Origin of the sequence: Gramella sp. Hel_I_59, from assembly GCF_006714895.1 — a bacterium.
Taxonomy (GTDB): domain Bacteria; phylum Bacteroidota; class Bacteroidia; order Flavobacteriales; family Flavobacteriaceae; genus Christiangramia.
On record NZ_VFME01000001.1, the window covers coordinates 2,115,522 to 2,135,406 of the forward strand.

The 19,885-nt window shown below is 39.1% G+C and carries 9 protein-coding genes; 1 reads left to right on the top strand and 8 read right to left on the bottom strand.

Annotated elements, in window-relative coordinates; all coding sequences use genetic code 11:
* From JM79_RS09635 to JM79_RS09670, 8 genes are all read right to left on the bottom strand, one after another.
* Complete coding sequence (locus JM79_RS09635) at positions 1-1,365, bottom strand: vanadium-dependent haloperoxidase (protein ID WP_141877944.1); 1,365 nt, start codon at positions 1,363-1,365, stop codon at positions 1-3.
* Positions 1,349-4,630: a VCBS repeat-containing protein gene (locus JM79_RS09640; protein ID WP_260443413.1), complete on the bottom strand. Its 3,282-nt coding sequence runs from the start codon at positions 4,628-4,630 to the stop codon at positions 1,349-1,351. The genes JM79_RS09635 and JM79_RS09640 overlap by 17 nt, the downstream gene beginning before the upstream one ends.
* Positions 4,611-7,982 (bottom strand): VCBS repeat-containing protein, encoded by a 3,372-nt coding sequence (locus JM79_RS09645; RefSeq protein WP_141877945.1) that lies wholly within the window; start codon positions 7,980-7,982, stop codon positions 4,611-4,613. Before JM79_RS09645 ends, JM79_RS09640 begins: the two co-directional genes overlap by 20 nt.
* The gene (locus JM79_RS09650; RefSeq protein WP_141877946.1) at positions 7,975-11,259 is read right to left on the bottom strand and encodes a VCBS repeat-containing protein; all 3,285 of its coding nucleotides are present in this window, start codon (positions 11,257-11,259) and stop codon (positions 7,975-7,977) included. The genes JM79_RS09645 and JM79_RS09650 overlap by 8 nt, the downstream gene beginning before the upstream one ends.
* Positions 11,260-11,363: 104 nt before the next feature.
* Positions 11,364-12,968, bottom strand: a complete 1,605-nt coding sequence (locus JM79_RS09655; protein WP_347707209.1) for a RagB/SusD family nutrient uptake outer membrane protein — start codon at positions 12,966-12,968, stop codon at positions 11,364-11,366.
* 8 nt (positions 12,969-12,976) lie between these two features.
* Positions 12,977-16,075 carry a SusC/RagA family TonB-linked outer membrane protein gene (locus tag JM79_RS09660; protein WP_141877948.1) on the bottom strand — a complete coding sequence of 1,033 codons (3,099 nt, stop codon included), beginning with the start codon at positions 16,073-16,075 and terminating at the stop codon, positions 12,977-12,979.
* 284 nt (positions 16,076-16,359) lie between these two features.
* Positions 16,360-17,004 (bottom strand): gluconate 2-dehydrogenase subunit 3 family protein, encoded by a 645-nt coding sequence (locus tag JM79_RS09665; RefSeq protein WP_141877949.1) that lies wholly within the window; start codon positions 17,002-17,004, stop codon positions 16,360-16,362.
* Positions 17,005-17,015: 11 nt separating this feature from the next.
* Positions 17,016-18,716 (bottom strand): GMC family oxidoreductase, encoded by a 1,701-nt coding sequence (locus JM79_RS09670; protein ID WP_141877950.1) that lies wholly within the window; start codon positions 18,714-18,716, stop codon positions 17,016-17,018.
* A gap of 148 nt (positions 18,717-18,864) precedes the next feature.
* On the opposite strand from JM79_RS09670, the gene JM79_RS09675 reads away from it, so the two are divergent.
* Positions 18,865-19,863: a sugar phosphate isomerase/epimerase family protein gene (locus JM79_RS09675; RefSeq protein ID WP_141877951.1), complete on the top strand. Its 999-nt coding sequence runs from the start codon at positions 18,865-18,867 to the stop codon at positions 19,861-19,863.
* The last annotated feature ends 22 nt before the right edge of the window (positions 19,864-19,885 follow it).

A 19,885-nucleotide genomic window follows, 5' to 3' on the forward strand; every position in this document is an offset into this window, starting at 1 on the left:
TTATTTGGAAGCTAATTCGGAATTTTTCGTAGATTTTGTCATTTGAAGATTTTCGATGATATATTTTCCCAGATTCTGGCCCTGGGTCATCCCAACTTCAATGGCAGCCCGGTAATGAATCCCTCCATACAATCTACTGTTTGCTGCCTCTTCTGAAGCTTTACTGAATGATTCAAAGCTTCTAACCGGTAGTCCATAATCTACTTCAGTATCATCATCAAAGGCGAAGTTGTCACCAAATATATCTGTCAAGGCCGTGGCAGCAGCCGCAGAAATTACAGAATGTCCACTTGTATATTCTGGAAATGGCGGAGTTTGTAGCACAGATGTCCAGTTCTCGTCTATATATTTATTGATAACAGTTTCAGGTCTCACAAGGTTGCTACGATACTTTTCATCCCAGCAACTAATAAAACCATCTGCAATAGCTATGGCGGTCTTAGAATAGGCGTAAACAGATTTACTGAAGTCGGCTTCATCCTTCTGGCAGGCAATTTTCACAATTCCCATCCAGTGACCTCCCGGAGTGATCTTTTTTGTAGCGAACATCAAGTGCCCTCTTAATATGGAAACATAAGGATTACAGTCCCAGAACTTGGCGATTGCCATTTCTTCGCTGTTCTCCTCGTCTTTTGCGATTTTCTCTCTAATATTATAAACCTCCATGAGTTCTGTATGAAATCTTGAACCTTCTTCCATAGAAAATTCTGGTGGTGGCGCTGGTTTAAACTGGTTTGCATCCTCGATCACGAAAGGTCTTATTTTCATCCAGTGCGGTTCGATCCCATCCATGTAAGAAGGCGGGGTTGGCTGCCATCTGCTTTCATCATCTGTAAGAATAGAAAATTTAGGCATGGTTCGGGTTTCAGAATAGTTATCCTGTTTCAACCAATCTTTTATATGAGCGGCCACCCTTTTCCCATAAGCTTCAGAAACTTTAAAGGATCTCTCATTCGTGTTTTTCCATTTTGAGAATAAACTATCACTTTTAACCGTCACTTTATCTTCTGAAAATACCAGGCTGGTTGCGATGTCGTAAAATGCCACAATTGCGGCAACTTCAGGGTTTGTAAGATCAGATTCTGGAGCAGGAACTTCCTCGAGATTGGTCAACTGACCTGAAAGACTCTGGTAATTCTCATCAAATTGCGCCATGACTTCGTAAGCAGCGATATTAGAGTATGCATATACTCTACTTGCCACCGGAGGTGAAAAAATATCGTGCACCATCGTTTTACTGATGTGCTCATTAGCAGCATGAAAATCATCTGGAGTTACGACGATCTCTTTCTCTTCCTGTGAACAGGAAATAAAAAGAAGAAGGCAACATGATAAGCTGGCTATATGTTTAAAAACTGAATTCATAGATTTCAATTTCTGAATTATGTATGGTCACTATTAAATAGGACTTGTTAGCAATTTCAATAATCGAAAAATCTTTAACAGATTTTTGTGATAAATTTAAACCAATTTCATAAGAATCACGAATTTTATCCTGATTTAACATCAGCATTCCACCCATCGCATCAAATCTGCCATGATAAGGCGTTATCCCGAAATAATTACCACCTACCAGCACTTCAGTCCTGCCATCTTTATTAAAATCATAACTGAGCATCGCACGTATTGGAGCTGTTTGCAGCTCATTTTTAAATGGTCTAAAACTGAAGTTCCCATTATTATTCTCCAGGTAGCCAGAAGATAATGTATGTACTTCCAGCAAGCTGGCAGAGTTCAGTTCTTCTTTAGAAAAGATCTCGTCAATGCTTTTTCCAGCATAGTCTTTATATTGAGTGAACTTCTTGCGCATCTGGTTTAACTGTGCGCTCAATTCGTCGAGACCATACGGCATATAATACTTCCCATCTTTTTCCATTGCCAGGATGGTTTCCGTGAGGCCATTTTGATCAAAATCTTTGTAATATAATTTCATAGGATGTTCTGCAGAAGCTTTTAATTTAGTATTAAGACCCCAGTTACCCAGAAGGTAATCCATATCTCCATCGTGATCAATATCTGATGCTATCAAGGTTTGCCATAATCCATTGAGTGGCATATTTTCCAAAGCAGCCGATTTCTTAAATGTTCCGTTGTTATTTTCCAGGATTTTCGGTGACATCCACTCGCCTACCATCATCATATCCAGATCATTGTCACCATCGATATCTGTCCAGATCATATCGTTCACCATTCCAATTTTCTCAAAGATCTCTGACTGCACTTCAGTAAATTCGCCCTTATCATTTCGCAATAGTACCGACTTTGGGATCGCTCCATACTGGTAATTCTGTGCGTTACTGCCTATAAAAATATCCAGATCACCGTCATTATCATAATCGGCAGTTTTGATTACAGAGGAATTAAGAAATAGCTCAGGAAACAACTCTGACTCCTGGAAATCTCCTTCTTTAGAATTATAATAGATTCTGTCCTTCAGCCACCGATTTTTGCCAACAGATTCTCCTCCACCAGAGGCGATCAGGATATCCTGGAGTCCGTCACTATTCAGATCAGCAATAGTAATCGATGCGTCTTCAGCCAATGAATCACTGGTTAATGCTTTAAAATTCTTTTTTCTGAAATTGCCTTTTTCCTGATAGTAGACATCTGAAGGCTGAAACCTGGAAGCACCAAAAATGATGTCATCTTCCCCGTCGTTATTTAGATCTGCTACCTTAACAGCAGGTCCAAGATCTGAAGTTTGATGTGGTATTAACTTTTGCACATCAAAATCATTATAAGTATTCTCCTTATGCTCATAATCGATCCCAAAGTTTTCACTTCTTTGGAATTGAAATTTGCTTCGGGTTTTAAATATTTCACCAGTATTGATGATATCATTCGCATTGGAAAACTTTAGCGAAAGAGTAGAATTCAGCGCTGGTGAAATAATGAGTTGAGAACGATTTCCAGGCCAGATAATTCTTAAACTATCCACAGTCTCCCCTTGTTTTAAACCGAAATGCATCAAAGGTTCTGATGAAGACTGAAAAGCTTTAGTGGTATATAATTGTCGAATTTGAACACCTTCAGAAGTATAAACGACCGCTTTTGCACCTATTCCGAAGGAATTCAAATCTGATCCCTGAAGTTTCAGTTTTAAATAATTTCCTTCAGCAAAATCATTGATATAGATACTGGCAGGTGCATTAATGTTATTGGTTACAATATCGAGATCGCCATCATTATCCAGATCGCCATAGGCCACTCCCGTTGAAATAATGGAATCATTTGCGATCCATTTGTGGGTGACATTTTCAAACTGTCCACTCCCGGAACCCTTAAAGACAAAATTTGTCACTGCTCCCGAAGGCATTTTATCGAGCACTTCATTATCTACGATCGTGGTTTTATCAAGCTTCTTCTGAATTTGCTCGTTGGAAGTGTATTTCACGTAATCCAGATCATTAGGACGTCTGGGAATCCCATTACTTATAAAAAGATCCTGAGATCCATCCTGATCAAAATCTGCAAAGAGTGGACCCCAGCTCCAGTCTGTAGCTGCTACTCCGCTCATCAAGGCTGTTTCAGAAAAATATTCACCCCCTTTATTGATCTGTAACATATTACGGGTGTATTGCGGGTGATATCCTAATTTCTCTATACGAAAGCGGTCAAGGTTTACATTATCATCTCCTGCGGAAGATTTTAAAACGGTCTCATCTTCTGGAAGCATGTCCAGTGTGATCAAGTCTACGAATCCGTCATTATTGATATCTGCCGCATCATTTCCCATAGAAAACCTGGAAGTATGACCAAACCTGTTTTTTAATTCCTCGCTGAAAGTACCGTCCCCGTTATTAAGGTAGTAGTAATCATCTTCATGAAAATCGTTTCCTATATAAACATCTGTAGATCCATCATTATTGAAATCGGCAGTGGTAATCCCAAGTCCGTAAGAATTTGCTCCACCATAGATTCCGGCTTTTTCACTAATGTCCCGAAATTTACCATTCTCATTTAGCATCAGTTTGTCACCACTTTCGTAAACCCGATTGTTCCTGATATTTGCCGGGCCAAATGACTCATTGGTATGAACGGCATGATTGAGAATATATGCGTCGAGATCACCATCATTATCAAGGTCGAAAAATGCAGTCTGGGAACTGTAGGTGTCGAGGTCGAGACCATATTCAGCCGCACTTTCGGTAAAAGTAAGATCACCGTTGTTGATAAATAATTCATTGTGGCCACGAAATCCATTAACACCTACTACTGCAGAAACGTAGATATCCAATAATCCGTCGCCGTTAATATCGGCCATAGTGGTACCCGTATTCCACGTACTTTGACCACCAACCCCAGCCGTTGCTGTAATATCTTCAAATTTTAAGGATCCTTTATTTAGGTACAATCGATTTTGAACCTGATTACCAGTGAAATAGATATCTGTAAGACCGTCATTATTAATGTCGCCAATACTTACGCCTCCTCCATTGTAGAAATAGAGATAATCCAGAATGTTCTGATCCCGGGTTTCTGTAAGCTCATTGACAAAATCGATCCCGGTTACCTTAGCATTGGGATTACTAAAAAACAGGGATTCCTTCTCCTTTTCTTTGTCCTTAGCACAGGAGAAAACAAAAAATAGCAGGGAATAAAGAAAGTATCTACGGATTGCTAATTTCAAAAATTCGAGGTTTTTGGTCGTTAATAGCAGCGATTATAAAAGTCTTACCATTCTTATCGCGAATACGTTTCAGGAACTTGACTTCGTCCCGAATATGGAAACCAGTTTCTTTAAAATCTTTCCATTCAAAATTCATATTTCCGTCACCAAGTAAAACGTTTCCGTAGCCAGCATCAAGTCGGCTAAATTGTGGTTTGAATTCAAAATCATTTCCGGCCATGACCAAGTCAAGATTTCCGTCATTATTCACATCTACGCAGGAAATTCCGCAAACGCATGAAAACTGAACTCTTCCCGGAAGTTTCTGAATCTTAAACTGACCTGTCCCATCATTGATAGCAATAATAGTTTCTGAAATATTTGCATGCTTTACGATGGAATTCTGAATTTTTTGATCGGGAATTAATTCCTGCACGGTTTTCTTAGCATATTCTGAAGCTTTTATATTTTCCTTTTTCAGAAAAACCAGCTGGGAGATCATCTCTTTCTTCATGTGCAATGGATAGTCCTTGCCTTCACTATGCAGGGTTACGATCTGCTCGATAGTTCCGTTATCATCGTAATCGTTAACCCATAACTTCATTGGATTTTCAAAACTGGTCTCATACGCCAGGTTGGCTCCTTTATTGCCCAGAACCAGGTCCATATCCCCATCATTATCCAGATCTGCAGCTTCCACAGTATTCCACCATCCAGTATACTTTTCCAGTTCATTCTTAAGCAGGCTTAATCTTTTTCCGGAATTTGTATACACATGAGGCGCACCCCAATCTGAAACTGTTACCAAATCTTTTTTACCGTCGCCATCTATATCTTCCCAGGTGGCATCGGTAATCATCCCGGCATATTTAACATCATAAGCGACCCTTTCTGTAGCGTTCACAAATTCACCATTCCCTTGATTTTCGAGAAATAAATGCTGTGGGTCAATTCCATAATTTACAGCAACGCTTCTGGATCCTATAAAAATATCCACGTCGCCATCGTTGTCGAAATCATGGGGAGCGATCGTCGCCACGTTTTGTTCTACAGAAGGGATCTTCGCCTGAGTTGGTTTAAAATTCCCTCGACCATCGTTCAGGTAAAGTCTTGGACGGTAGTTCTTCGATTCACCAATCTCGTTACCTCCAGAGCCTATCATTAGATCTATTTTACCATCGCCATTAGCATCAAAAAATGCAGCTGCAGTATCTTCGAACATCGCATCGGCCGTTAAAGCGGGTTGATTCATCTTCTGCAGATTTCCATTTCCACGATTCAGATAAATAGTTCCAGCTTGTTTTTTAGCACCTCCAATAAATACATCCTCATTTCCATCATTATTGATATCACCAACTGCCATCGCCGGACCTTCCTGACTCAATTTCTTATAGATCATTCCTTCAAAATCAAAATCGGTATATTGATTTTCGGAATGACTTTCCAGTTTATCGTTGGAAACTTCGGTAAGCAGGGTTTTTGATTTTATTTGTTTCTTGATCTCAAACTGATCTTTAGCTTCGGAATGATCCAGCACCAAAGTTTGATTGGCTTTTACATTTTCAAGTAATTGAGTCGCGTTGTCTGGCCAGATCACTCTCAAGGAATCAAGATTCTGTTTCTTGCCTAAGCCAATATTCATCACATAATCCATGGAGGACTGAAAGCCGCGAGAAGGATTTTGATCCTGCAAAATAATCTCTTCTCCGGTATATATCTTGACAACTGCTCCAATCGCAAACCTGTTCTTATCGGCACCCTTCAGCTTAATTCTAAGGTAATTGTGATCTGCAATTTTTTCAGAATTATTTCTATAAATAAAGGAATTCATATTTACGTTATTTACGACCAGATCAAGATCTCCATCATTATCAAGATCACCGTAAGCGCTACCGTTACTAAGACCTGGCAAACCTAATCCCCATTCTTCAGCTTTATTTTTGAATTTCAGATCACCCTGATTTTGAAAAGCATAATTAGGCAGTTTGGTTACCGGCATCTTATTGATAATGGAATCAATTGCTTCCTTTTTACCCGTTAATGCCATTTTCTGAATGATCTCATTGGCAAAAAATTCAACAAAATCGAGATCGGTTAGATCATGATTAATTCCGTTTGTGACATATATATCACGGTTTCCATCATTATCCATATCAAAGATAAGTCCTGCCCAACTCCAGTCTGTACTTTCAACACCGCTAAAATGAGCGATCTCTGAAAATGACTCATTCCCATTGTTTAATTGCAGGGTATTATGAATGTATTGCTGAAAAAAATCTTTGCTTTGCTTCAGTTTAAAGACGTTATAACCTTCAAATTCCATCACAGATTTTACTCTTTCTTCAGAATCGGGAAGCATATCGGTGATAAAAATATCAGCAAAACCATCATTATTGATATCTGCCATATCCACTCCCATTGCAGAAAGCGATAAATGCTGCGTCCAGTTTTCAATTTCTTCAGTAAAAGTACCATCTTGATTATTGATGTATAAATAATCACGCTCGTAGAAATCATTGGACACATAGATATCTGGATACAGGTCGTTATTAAAGTCACTAACCATTACTCCAAGTCCAAAACCTATCAAGCTACCAAAGATACCAGCGTCCTCACTCACATCGGTAAATACGCCATCATCATTTCTAAGTAGCATATCACCTACTCCTCTGAAAATTTTAGGCACTCCTTCCCAATCCTGTGCTCGAATATTCCTTTGCTCGGCAAAGCCAAGAGTACTTACAGGAATATTGGAATTATTCAAAATATAGGCATCCAGATCACCATCCTTGTCATAATCAAAGAAGGATGCATGAGTGCTAAATCCAGTTTCTGCAAGGTTAAATTCCTTAGCTTTTTGAGTAAAAGTTAGATCTCCATTATTTATATACAGGTCGTTATCATGATTATCGCCTTCCATATTTCCAGCGTTACTCACGTAGATATCGAGGAGACCGTCATTGTTGATATCCACCATATTGACTCCGGTCGACCATGGTTTATTACCTTCCACGCCTGCAGATTCACTAATATCTTCAAACTCGAAATTACCCTTATTCAGATATAATTTGTTCGGTTTCATATTGGCGGTTAGATAGATGTCTGGCAGTCCGTCATTATTGATATCGCCAATGGCAACACCGCCACCATTATAAAAGTTCCGGTATTTGAAAATATTGAAGTCTGGCTGATTCTTAACTTCGTTGATAAAATCGATCCCTGTTTCTTCTGGAAGCATTTCAGTAAAAAGAGTATTCTGAGAGGGAATATTTTCTACGGAATTATCCTCCTCCTTTTTTTTATCTGAATCGCAAGAGACTATAAATATTGAAAAGCAAATTGCTAAAACCTGAAAGTAACTGGTTCTATTCATTTTTATTCGTTGATTTTAAAATTACAGGGGAATCATTATTCCTGGTAATGATCACATATTCCTGATTTCCCACACATATTTTCCCGATATCACGTGCCGCCCCGGAGATCGCTGGAAACTGTTTTGAAACTGCGAAATTTGCGCTGCCATCATTTAATAATAAAACCCCATGTGAAGCATCTAATCTACCTAATTGAGTGCTTATTTCATAGTTATTTCCTGCCAAAAGAACATCTGGATAACCATCAGCATTATAATCTGAAACTTCTATAGACATCATTGCTGAAACCTGAGCTTCAAAAGCTAATTCATGTTTTTTGAACGTCCCATTTCCTAGATTTTCGAAATAACAGGACGCTAGTTCTGTGACGTTTTGCACCTGTGCTTCTTCTAATTTTTCCTTCGGAAATATTTCTGAAAGCTCTGCATTTGCAAACTGTTCATAGGTGTTAAATCTCTTCTTCAAATATGGCAGTTGTTGATCCAGTTCATCTTTTGAAGCAAATACGGTTTCTTCATCTTTATAGAAATATGTTAGAATAGGATCTGAAGTAGCATTCCCATCAAAGTCATTCAGGTAAAGATTTACGGGCTCTTCCCTTGATGCAGTAAGCCTGGAATTAAGACCCCAATTCGCAGCCACAAGATCAAGGTCGCCGTCGTTATCAAAGTCGGCAAGCTCCAGATCATTCCACCAACCTTGAAAATCTGATAAATTACTATCCATTCTCGAAAAAGACTTGCCGCTATTATTCAAATAAATCACCGGTGCATTCCAATGTCCTGCCATTATTAGGTCCAAAAAACCATCTCTGTTGAAATCAACCCATTTTGATGTTTGAACGCTCCCGGGAAGTTCCTTGAAATATTCCCAGGTGGCATCTTTAAATTCACCTTTATCGTTGATAAAAAGAAACTGTTCTGAGCTGGAACCAAATTCATGTGGTTTGATATTGGATGAAAAAAATACATCCTGAAATCCGTCATTATTGACGTCTGCCACAATAACTCCTGAAGCATTTAGGGAAAGTCCGTTAAAACTATTATGATCCCTTCGAAACTGCCCATTTTCATTCACATATAGTTTTGGCTGAAGTGCTTCCCCAGATCTAAATTCATTTCCACCACTAACCACCAGTATGTCCAGATCACCATCATTATCGTGATCCAGCAAAGCGATGCCGGTGTTTTCTGAAATAGCATCTGCCTCAAAAGCTGAAGTCTCTAATTTTTTGAAAGCTTCATCGTTCTGGAAGAAGACCTGCAGCGCCTGTGACTTGCCACCTCCCAGAACCAAATCTATATTTCCGTCTCCATTTAAATCACCAGTCGCCAAGGTTGGTCCTGGATTTGAATATGCAAACAAGCTTAACGGTTGCCTATTGAAATCAAGACTTGCTTGTTCAATATGTCTGTAATTCAAAATAGAATCGTTAGCAATTTCATATGCTGGTAGTTTAGCGCTTTCTTTTTTACTCTCTTCTGAATCTGAATACTTAATAATTACTTTTTGATTAGATTTCACCTTTCTCAATACCGTTTTGCTACCATCGTACCATTTAGCAATAACCGAATCTACTACTGTATTCGATCCTAAGCCGAAATGTAAACCTGGAGCGAGTGAAGACAAATATCCTCTGCTCAGGTAATGTTCTTTCGTTTGCGTTATTTTCTTAGTATGAACCGTAACCTTCGCTCCAATCCCGAATCTATTTCTATCAGTACCTTGCAGATCGATCTTTAAAAAATTGCTTTCATTCGTGGTGTTTTCATAAATAAAGGCGGCATCTTCAGTATTATTGGTAACCAGATCCAGATCGCCATCATCGTCAAGATCTACATAAACGCTACCATGACTAAAGCTTTTCTGTACAGGTAACCACTCTTCAGAAGCATCAGTAAACTTTTGATCACCATTATTCTTGAAAATGTAATTATCAACCTTTTTCTCCGGAAGTCGTTTAGTAAGATTTTCGAGGTCTATCTTTTCACCGGTACTAATTTGTTGCTGAATCTCTTCCGTAGAAATGAATTTTATATAATCCATATTATTGGTGGCACCTTTGATGCCATTGGTGATGAATAGATCCTGATGCGAATCATTATCAAAATCGGCAAACAAAGCACTCCAGGACCACTCGGTTGTAGCAACACCACTCAGGTAAGCCACTTCAGAAAACTTCAGATCACCGCGATTGATGTGCAGTGTGTTTTGCATATACTGCGGTGCAAATCCATTTCTTAGGTAATTGGAATATGTCTGAAAAGGAAATTCCAGTCCGGAAGTCTTATAGGTTTGCAGGTTTTCAGGAAGCATATCAAGCGATACAATATCTGCAAGTCCGTCGTTATTCATATCGGCAATATCATTTCCCATGGAATAATGCGAAGTATGACCTAGACTCTGTGGGCTGCTGGTAATTAAATCTTGAAAATTACCATCTTGCTGATTGATATACACATAATCGTTCTCGAAGAAATCATTTCCAACGTAGATATCAGGATAATTGTCATTATTAAGATCACCAACGGCGACACCTAGACCATAACCCGTAGGACCCTGAAATATTCCTGTTTCTTCGGAAACGTCCACAAATGTTGTCCCTTCATTTCTAAAGATTCGATCGCCTGCCCTGGCATCGAATGAATTTCGTTTACTACCGCGACCATAATTTCTATTGGGATGAATGGAATGATTGAGCAAGAACAGATCCAGATCACCATCAAGATCATAATCCAGGAAAACTGATTGCGTAGAGAATCCGCTGAAATCCAGACCGTATTCCTTAGAGCTTTCCTTAAATTTTAAATTTCCTTCTGTATCAACTCCCTCATTGATATATAACAAATTATGACCTTCCAGACCTTCGATTCCGGCGACTTTCGAAATATAAAGATCCATAAGCCCATCGTTATTAATATCGATATTGGAAACTCCTGTGGTCCATCCTTCCGCATTATCAATATTACTTTGAGTGGTTACATCCTGAAATTTAAAATTCCCCAGATTGAGATATAGTTTATCTGATGCTTGATTGGAGGTGAAATATAGATCTGTACGTCCATCATTATTATAATCTGCAGTAGCGACTCCAGCTCCATTATAATAATATAGATAATTAAGAATGTTCAGTTTAGAGTCCGTATCAAGCTGATTGCTGAAATGAATTCCGGTAGCTTCACTGCTTTTTTTTACGAAAAGTGTTTTCTTTTTCTCACAGGCAGAGAACAGGATAAATATAAAAATGAAATATGTAAGCCGGATGGCTTTTTCCATAATAAATTGCGTTGAGGAGCAGGTTGAAAGGTAAATAATATTAACAAATGTATAACAAAAAAAGAGGGCTAAAATAGCCCTCTTCTCATTCAATTTTTAAAAATTTAGTAACCCTCGTTCTGAGTTAGATTCGGGTTGGAAATAATCGCCGATGCCGGGATTGGATATAATGTTCTGTAATCTTCAGAAGCATCTTTATAACCCCATGCTTCAGTAAATTTACCAAAACGGATCAGGTCATTTCTTCTCCACATTTCTGAATAAAGTTCTCTACCTCGTTCATCGATAAGATCTTCAGAAGTAACTGAACTAAGCGGCGAAGCCTTACGAATCGTTCTAAGTTCATTTACCAGTTCTGTAGCATCTCCACCACCACCGTTAAGTGCAGCTTCAGCTTTCATAAGATGTGCATCTGCATATCTAAAGACGATCTTGTGTCCAGCAAACGAACCGTTAGTTGGGTGATACTTGATCACACGAACTCCAGTTGACTGACCGTTACCTAAAAGTCCAGGAAGTTCCTTAGTAAAGCTAAGATCTTTACCGGCTTCAGCCTGTAATTTAGAACCGTCGATACCATACTGCTGACCAACTAGCATCCCAAATCCAATTTGAGATCCGTCAAGCATACCATCACCATCTTCATCGATTTCATCTGCTACACCATCGCCATCAAAGTCAACTCCCACAGGAGAACCTTCAGTTGGAACATATCCTCTACGTTCTTCCTGACCATCGCCCATAAAATTTGAATTTGGATCACCTTCGAAAAGGTCATAAAATTCAGCTAATGTGGTAAAACCATTCCAACCACCACCACCATTGGCAGGTGTATTCTGGTTGTAATGTAAAGTGTGCCACATAATATTTCCTACTCCGGATGTTGTATACCAGATAGTTTCGCTATCAAGTTTTGGAGAGAAAATACCAAAGTATCCTTCCTCAAGACCAAATCCCATAGCGCTAATCGCATCAACATTGCTAATTACCTGTTGCATGTCACCAGCGTCTGGAGAACCTGTTCCTGTATAAACGTGCTTGTTAAGGTACATTTTAGCAAGCATGAAGTGAACAGCTGCTTTAGTAGCACGATTCGTAGCTTCAGTCTCAGGAGAGGCCGTAGCAATATTTGATGCCGCGGTATTAAGATCTTCCATAATAAAGTCAAAAGCTTCAGCTCTGGACATTACTATAGGATCTACTTCGATTCCTTCATCTGGTCCTCTAAATGGTACCTGGCCATAAAGATCCATTACCCAGAATGTAGCGAAAGCTCTTAAAAACCTAGCTTCTGCTTCCTGTTGTGGAGTGGCATTACTCCTATCGTCAATAATTTCAGTAGTTCTGAAAATGATAGAGTTCTGCTCATTCCAGGTATCTCTTACATGCTGGTGAATTGGAGACCAGCTGTGTTGATGTAATGTTCTCCATACACCATTATCTCCCCAGTCTGTTCCTCTGGTTGGTACCAGAAATTCATCTGTACTTACCTCGTTAAGAGCATACAGGTTAGCCTGGTTTTCTAATTGTCCCCGTACAGCATCATAGATACCGCTTAAGGTCGCATCTACGTCACCAACTCCGGTAAACTCTCCGGTCTGGTTCACGATGATCGAATCTGTTTCCTCAATTTCCAGGTCTGTACATGCACTAAAGACAAGCAGTGCACAGGCTGGAATTAAAGTAAAATACTTTCTATTTTTCATCATTAATTTTTTTAAAATTTAGCATTTAATCCAAAGGTTACCGTTCTAGGTCTAGGGAATGCTGTATAATCGATACCAGCTGTTGGTAAACCATTTAGTGATTTATCTACACTAACTTCTGGGTCAAGACCTGAATAGTCTGTGATCACGAAAAGGTTTTGTCCATTTACGTAAACTCTAAGGTTTTCTACAAAAGAATCTTCAGCAAGAGGAATGGTATAACCAAGACTTGCATTCTGTAATCTTAAGAAATCACCTTTTTCAAGGAATCTTGTAGATACATCTGGAGCATTCGCTGGAAGCTCTCCGTTAGTAAGTACATCTGTAGTTACGTTTCTACCACTGTTTATACTACCTGCAGTAAAAAATGCATTTGCAGTGTTGTTATAGATATAGTGACCAAACTGTCCTGCAAAGAAGATAGAGGCATCAAAGTTTCCAAATTCAGCTCTGGTATTAATACCAAGGTTTGTAGTTGGCAGTGCACTCTTATCGACAAATTGTTGAGCATCTCCATTAGGATAGATAGAAAGACCATTTTCGTCAAATCCACCAAACTCTCTTAAGTAATAAGAAAACAATGGACGACCTTCAGCTAATAACTGAGCGAAAGCTCCTGTTAATCCCTGACCTGAAATTTGAGCCGTCTGGATCAAACCATCAAAATCCTGAAGTTCGTTATCATTGTAAGCTACGTTGAAACCAAAGTTCCAGAAGAAGTTGTCGTTGTCGATTAGATCATAGTCAATCGCGAATTCAACACCTTTGTTAATTACACTTGCATCTAAATTCTGGAAAGTGAAAGGTACCGGTGAAGGCTGAGCCTGTTCTGCTACAAGAAGAAGATCCTGGGTGTCCTTGTAGTAAAAATCGATACTACCAGATAATCTATCATTCATGAAACCATAATCGATCCCGACGTTAGCCTGAGCAGTTTCTTCCCATTTCAATCCTGGGTTAGCAAATCCTGCAGTTCCAAGTCCACCACCATTTATGTTTCCACCATTATCAATTCCGTAGCCATTAAGCACACGACGAATCGTAAAGTTTCCATATCCAAGACCTTCCTGGTTACCTGTGATACCATAACCAAGTCTAAGTTTCAAGGTAGATAAAGCGTCTGGAGAAAAATCCTCCTGGTCGATCTTCCATGCGAATGCACCTGAAGGGAAATAACCATATCTGTCATCAGGACCAAATCTTGAAGATCCATCTGCTCTCATGGTGAACGTAAATAAGTATTTGTCCATCAAAGAGTAGTTCAACCTAGTAAAGAATGACTGAATTTCATCTGTATTATCGTAAGTACCACTTGTAAGAACTCTGGTATTGATTCCACCTGGCCCATTTACAGCTTCTCCTAATACAGGACCATTATCTGTAAATAATCTGTCTACAAGTAGTCCATCAGCATTGTAACGTAACTGGTTAAAACCACCATTTACCGCTCCATATAAAGCATCAATATCGCCTCTTAATTCTGAAGACATTGCTCCATTGTCTGTAGATGCAAATCCGAAACCATTAGCATATCTTCCTTCTCTCTGGAAATCCTGGAAAGAATAACCAACTAAAGCTGAAAAAGTAGAGTTATCGAACTGCTTATCATAGTTTACTACAAACTCCATTAATCTGTTCGTAGCTTCAAGATCGTTTAACTGAGCACGACCATTTCCTGGTGATCCATTATCGAAGTTGATAACGTTTCCTGAAACTGAAGCATTTTGCTCAGATTCAGCTCTATCATAACCTAATGTTACTTTTGCATTCAGATTTTCAAGAATATCATAATCTGCAGAAAGGTTTAAAAGAATTCTGTCAGTTTCTGTTTCATTACGAACATACTCAAGAATCTCCAATGGGTTTCTACTGTTTCCAACCGGGTCAAAACTTACTTCAGCAGGCCATGTTGGATTTGCGTAATACGCTGCACCCAGCAAGTCACCTGTAGATGGACCGTCATTACCAATTGGCGCCGCTTCATCCTGTACATTAGAAAGTGTCAATTGTAAACCAAGATTTAACTTATCATCAAAGAATCTTTGATTAGCATTTAAACGACCTGTAAGACGTTCCATTTTTGAATTCTCAACTACACCTTCAATTCCATTATATCCTAAGGATACACGAAGGTTACCAGAACTATAACTGTTCATATAAGATAATGCATGGTTTTGAGAGATCGCAGTTCTAAGGATCTGATCCTGCCAGTCTGTGTCTGCACCAAAATCCTGAGCATCTCTGTCTCCGCCGTATTGATCTACAGCATCTAAAAATTGTTCAGCATTTAAAAGATCAAATTCATTGGCGGCATTTGCTATACTTACAGAACCATCATAAGTAAAAGAACCTCCCTGGGCTCCTCTACCAGACTTGGTCTGAATGATCACAACACCATTGGCACCTCTGGAACCATAAATTGCTGTTGCAGAAGCATCTTTTAAAACACTTATACTTTCAATATCGCTAGGATTAAGGAAGTTTAATGGATTTCTTGAAGAGCTAGATCCAATTCCAAGGTCACCACCACCTGCAGCAGTAGCATCACCAGCTAATGGCACACCATCTACAACGAATAATGGATTGTTATTAGATCTTACTGAAGTTGTCCCTCGAATACGAAGTGCAATTCCAGCTCCAGGCTCACCACTTGCCTGTGTTATCTGTACACCAGCTGTTTTACCCTGAATCAATTCTTCCGGGGAAGAAATGTTACCCTTATTAAATTCTTCAGAAGTTACTGAAGCAACTGCACCGGTTGCATCCCTTACAGTTGTGGTTCCATAACCAATTAAAACTATCTCCTCCAGTTCAGAAGCATCCGTTTCAAGGTTTACATCGATAGTCTCACGACCGCTCACCTTGACTTCCTGCGTTACATATCCAACGAAGCTGTACATAAGCGTAGCATCTGCCGGAACATTGTTGATGGTATAATTACCATCAAAATCTGTAGTGGTACCCGTCGATGTTCCCTTAATGGAAACGGTTGCACCGGGCAGCGGACCACTCTCATCTGTCACTGTTCCGGTTACAGTTTGCGCTTTTGCCATACCGAAGGTAATAAGTGCTCCGATTAACAAAAGGCTCCTGAAAATCAATTTTCTCATAAGTTAAAGTTTTAGTTGGAATCGCTCAAATACACGTTGAGCACGATAAATTTATATAATTTATTGTTAACAAAACAATCGACATTCTGAATTTATAGGATTTCGCAAACGTTTGAAATTTTTAAACGTCAATTTCTTGCAGCAATTTTTAAAGAATCCTCAAAAAGATGGCGATAATGCAATGAAATCAGCATTATCGCCATATTATTAAAAATTTCACAATTTGATTTTTTTTACCAACAACTGTTGATAAATCTCAAATTTTTAGGATTATGACTAAGAATCTATAAAGACATCGCTTTTCCGCCACCAAGTTCACTTACCGGGCCGCAAGGAATATATTCTCCAGGAATTGGATCATACCACATAACATTCTCACCCACTTCTTCGCTGTTCTTCCATGCCCATATCGCCATATCCCGAACGTTATTCAGATAAGCATAAGCTCCGGCATCTGAATCCATTTCAACATCAGGCTCCTGATTTTGTGCATCCTGAGTCTCGGTATTACGTTTCATATATTTCTCCTGATCTGCCGGAGTCGCTTTTAGATACTTCTTAAGTATCTGATCATAATCTTCTTTCGCTCCATCGTCCTGTGATTTTTCGAATTCTTTTTCAAAGGCTTGTGCAAAAGCATCTGCAGATCGTTTAAATTCTTTAGCTCTTTCCGGTTCAGCCACGGTATCCATGTAAGAATCAATGAACTGTGCAATATTAAGATCTGAAGCTCCGGGTGTATCTGTCGCGGGTAAAATAGTATCGAGTACCTGTTTTAATGCGAGTCCGTTTGAAGCACTTAGGTATACCGGTTGCCAGTCATAATCAGGTTCATTCTTGCAGCTTTGCAAAAGACTTAATGCCGAAGGCCCTACTACAAAAACTCCTGCACCCAGTCCGAGATTTTTTATTAATTGTCTTCTATTCATGATAAAATCTTTTATGCATTAGACTTCTTAAAGTTTTTCGAGGCATGATCTGCCGCTCTTGCGGTCATGGCCATATAAGTTAACGACGGGTTCTGGCAACCGGCAGAAGTCATAAATGCTCCATCGGTTACGTATACGTTTTTAGCCTCGTGAACCTGGTTATTTCCGTTAAGTACAGATGTTTTAGGATCTCTACCCATTCTGGCCATCCCCATTTCGTGTATTCCAAGACCTGGCGCACCAATATCATCGTAACCACTAACATCTTTAAATCCAGCTTTTTCAAGCATTTGTACAGCCTGATCTACCATATCCTTACGCATCTTCAGCTCATTCTCTTTAAATTCGGCATCAAAAGTTACGGTTGGTAGTCCCCATTCATCCAGTTTATTATAATCAAGACTCATTTTATTTTCGTGATATGGCAGAGTTTCACCAAAGCCCATCAATCCCATATTCCAGCCTCCTGGTTCTGTCACCGCTTTCTTAAGATCTTCACCATAACCTGCTTCCGCAACGCTATCTGCCCAGTTCGTACGACTGGCACCTCCCTGGTAACCATAACCTCTCAAGAAATCAACTTCATTATTCCCGTTAAGGTTTCTGAATCTTGGCAGGTATATACCATTTGGCTTTCTTCCTTTATAATACATATCCTGAAAACCATCATAATTACCAGATGCCCCAGCTTTAAAATGGTGATCCATCACATTATGTCCTAGTTCTCCTGAATCATTCCCCATACCATCAGGGAAACGATCAGATTTTGATTGCATTAAAATACTTGCAGAAGCCACGGCTGAAGCACATAGAAAGACCACATTGGCTTTGAATTCCATAGTCTCTCCACTTTCAGTGTCTACAACTTTTACTCCGGTAGCAAGTTTAGTATCTGCATCATATAGAACTTCACTCACAATAGAGTTTGGTCTCAAGGTCATGTTTCCGGTTTTTTCCGCAGCAGGTAAAGTAGAAGAGTTACTACTGAAATATCCTCCATAAGGACAACCACGAATACATCTATTTCTAAACTGACATTTAGAACGGCCCTCGAACTTTTTATCACCGGTTATATGAGCAACCCGACCGGAAGTCATTACCCGACCGTCGAAATTTTCAGAAATACTTTGTCTAAGATGATCTTCCACACAATTTAAATCCATTGGTGGTAAGAATTGACCATCTGGCAATTGACTCAAACCTAATTTCTCACCGCAAACTCCTATATAGGATTCTACGTAATCATACCAGGGAGAAATATCCTTATATCGAATAGGCCAGTCCACTCCTGTTCCATCCTTTTTATTCGCTTCAAAATCAAGATCGCTTAATCTGTAACTATGTCTTCCCCACATAATCGATCTACCTCCAACGTGGTATCCACGCATCCAGTCAAATCTTTTTGTTTCGTTATAAGGATGCTTAATATCATCTACAAACCAGTGTTTGCTAGGTTCAGAAACAGTATAGCCGGTTCTTGCCTGCTTCAGCTGTCGTTTCTTTTCGTCTAGTGGAACCTGCCCTTTGAATTTGTAATCCCATGGATCATCGTTCATTGTTGGATAGTCCTTGACATGCTCTACCATACGACCACGTTCCAAAACAAGTGTTTTAAAACCTTTTTCGGTAAGCTCTTTTGCTGCCCAGCCACCACTAATACCTGTTCCAACAACTATAGCATCATAGCTGTCATTTTCATAATAGTTATTCACAATACATTGATTTATCGTTGAAAAAATAGTTCGAAGTCTACCAAATATATAAATTTATGGCTATAATTTTACTTCTTTAAAAAAAAGACTACATTTAATTTTCAATCTTTCAATGGCTTTAAGCCATACAACCTAAGCATACCAAAAAATGAATTTCAGATCACTTAGAGCCTGCAGTCTCTTTCTTGCTATTAGCCTTTCCCTGTCTACTATTTCTTGTAAGAATCAAACTGATTCCAGTAACGAGAATGAATCACAGGAAATTGCAGAAAAAACAAATGATTCCTTATTCTTCAAAATTTCACTAGCACAATGGTCCCTACACCGCCCAATTTTTGAAGGTAGCCTGGACCCGATGGATTTTGCTGAAAAATCCAGTGAAATGGGTTTTGAAGGAGTAGAATATGTTACAAGTTTTTATGCTGAAAAAGTAAAAGATTCTAAAACTCCTGAAGAGGATCTACAAAAAGTACTGGACACACTTAAAACCAGAAGTGAAGAATTTGGAGTGAAGAATTTACTCCTTATGATCGATGGCGAAGGAGATCTTGCAACCACCGATTCTGTAGCAAGAAACCAGGCAGTAGAAAATCATAAAAAATGGGTAGATGCCGCTCAATTTCTTGGTTGCCATTCCATAAGAGTGAATCTGTTTGGTGACGAGGAAAGAGAGAACTGGAAAAACAATTCTATAGATGCCCTCAAAAAGCTATCTGAATATGCCGCAACTAAAGACATCAATGTATTAGTAGAAAATCACGGTTATTTATCTTCAGATGCAGATCTTCTGGTTAGTGTAATGGATGCCGTTAATATGGAAAACTGCGGAACCCTGCCAGATTTCGGGAATTTCTGTTTGAAACGTGAAGGTGGTGCCAGATGGCAGGCAGAATGTATCGAAGAGTTTCCAAAATATGAAGGCGTGGAGAAATTGATGAAACATGCAAAAGCGGTTAGTGCGAAATCTTACACCTTCGACATGGAAGGCAACGAAGAAGTCATCGATTATAAAAAGATGCTAAAGATCGTTAAAGATGTTGGTTATACCGGCTTTATCGGTATCGAATATGAAGGAACAGACATGGATCCTGAAAAAGGTATCAATGCCACCAGAGATCTACTTATCAAAGCAGGAAAGCAAATTTAAATCAATTCCAACAATTCCTTTT

Bases quoted from the DNA above. Each gene is read 5' to 3' on its own strand.
- JM79_RS09665 (WP_141877949.1), bottom strand. From the start codon at position 17,004: ATGAATAGAAGACAATTAATAAAAAATCTCGGACTGGGTGCAGGAGTT.
- JM79_RS09650 (WP_141877946.1), bottom strand. From the start codon at position 11,259: ATGGAAAAAGCCATCCGGCTTACATATTTCATTTTTATATTTATCCTG.
- JM79_RS09660 (WP_141877948.1), bottom strand. From the start codon at position 16,075: ATGAGAAAATTGATTTTCAGGAGCCTTTTGTTAATCGGAGCACTTATT.
- JM79_RS09645 (WP_141877945.1), bottom strand. From the start codon at position 7,982: ATGAATAGAACCAGTTACTTTCAGGTTTTAGCAATTTGCTTTTCAATA.
- JM79_RS09655 (WP_347707209.1), bottom strand. From the start codon at position 12,968: ATGATGAAAAATAGAAAGTATTTTACTTTAATTCCAGCCTGTGCACTG.
- JM79_RS09635 (WP_141877944.1), bottom strand. From the start codon at position 1,365: ATGAATTCAGTTTTTAAACATATAGCCAGCTTATCATGTTGCCTTCTT.
- JM79_RS09675 (WP_141877951.1), top strand. From the start codon at position 18,865: ATGAATTTCAGATCACTTAGAGCCTGCAGTCTCTTTCTTGCTATTAGC.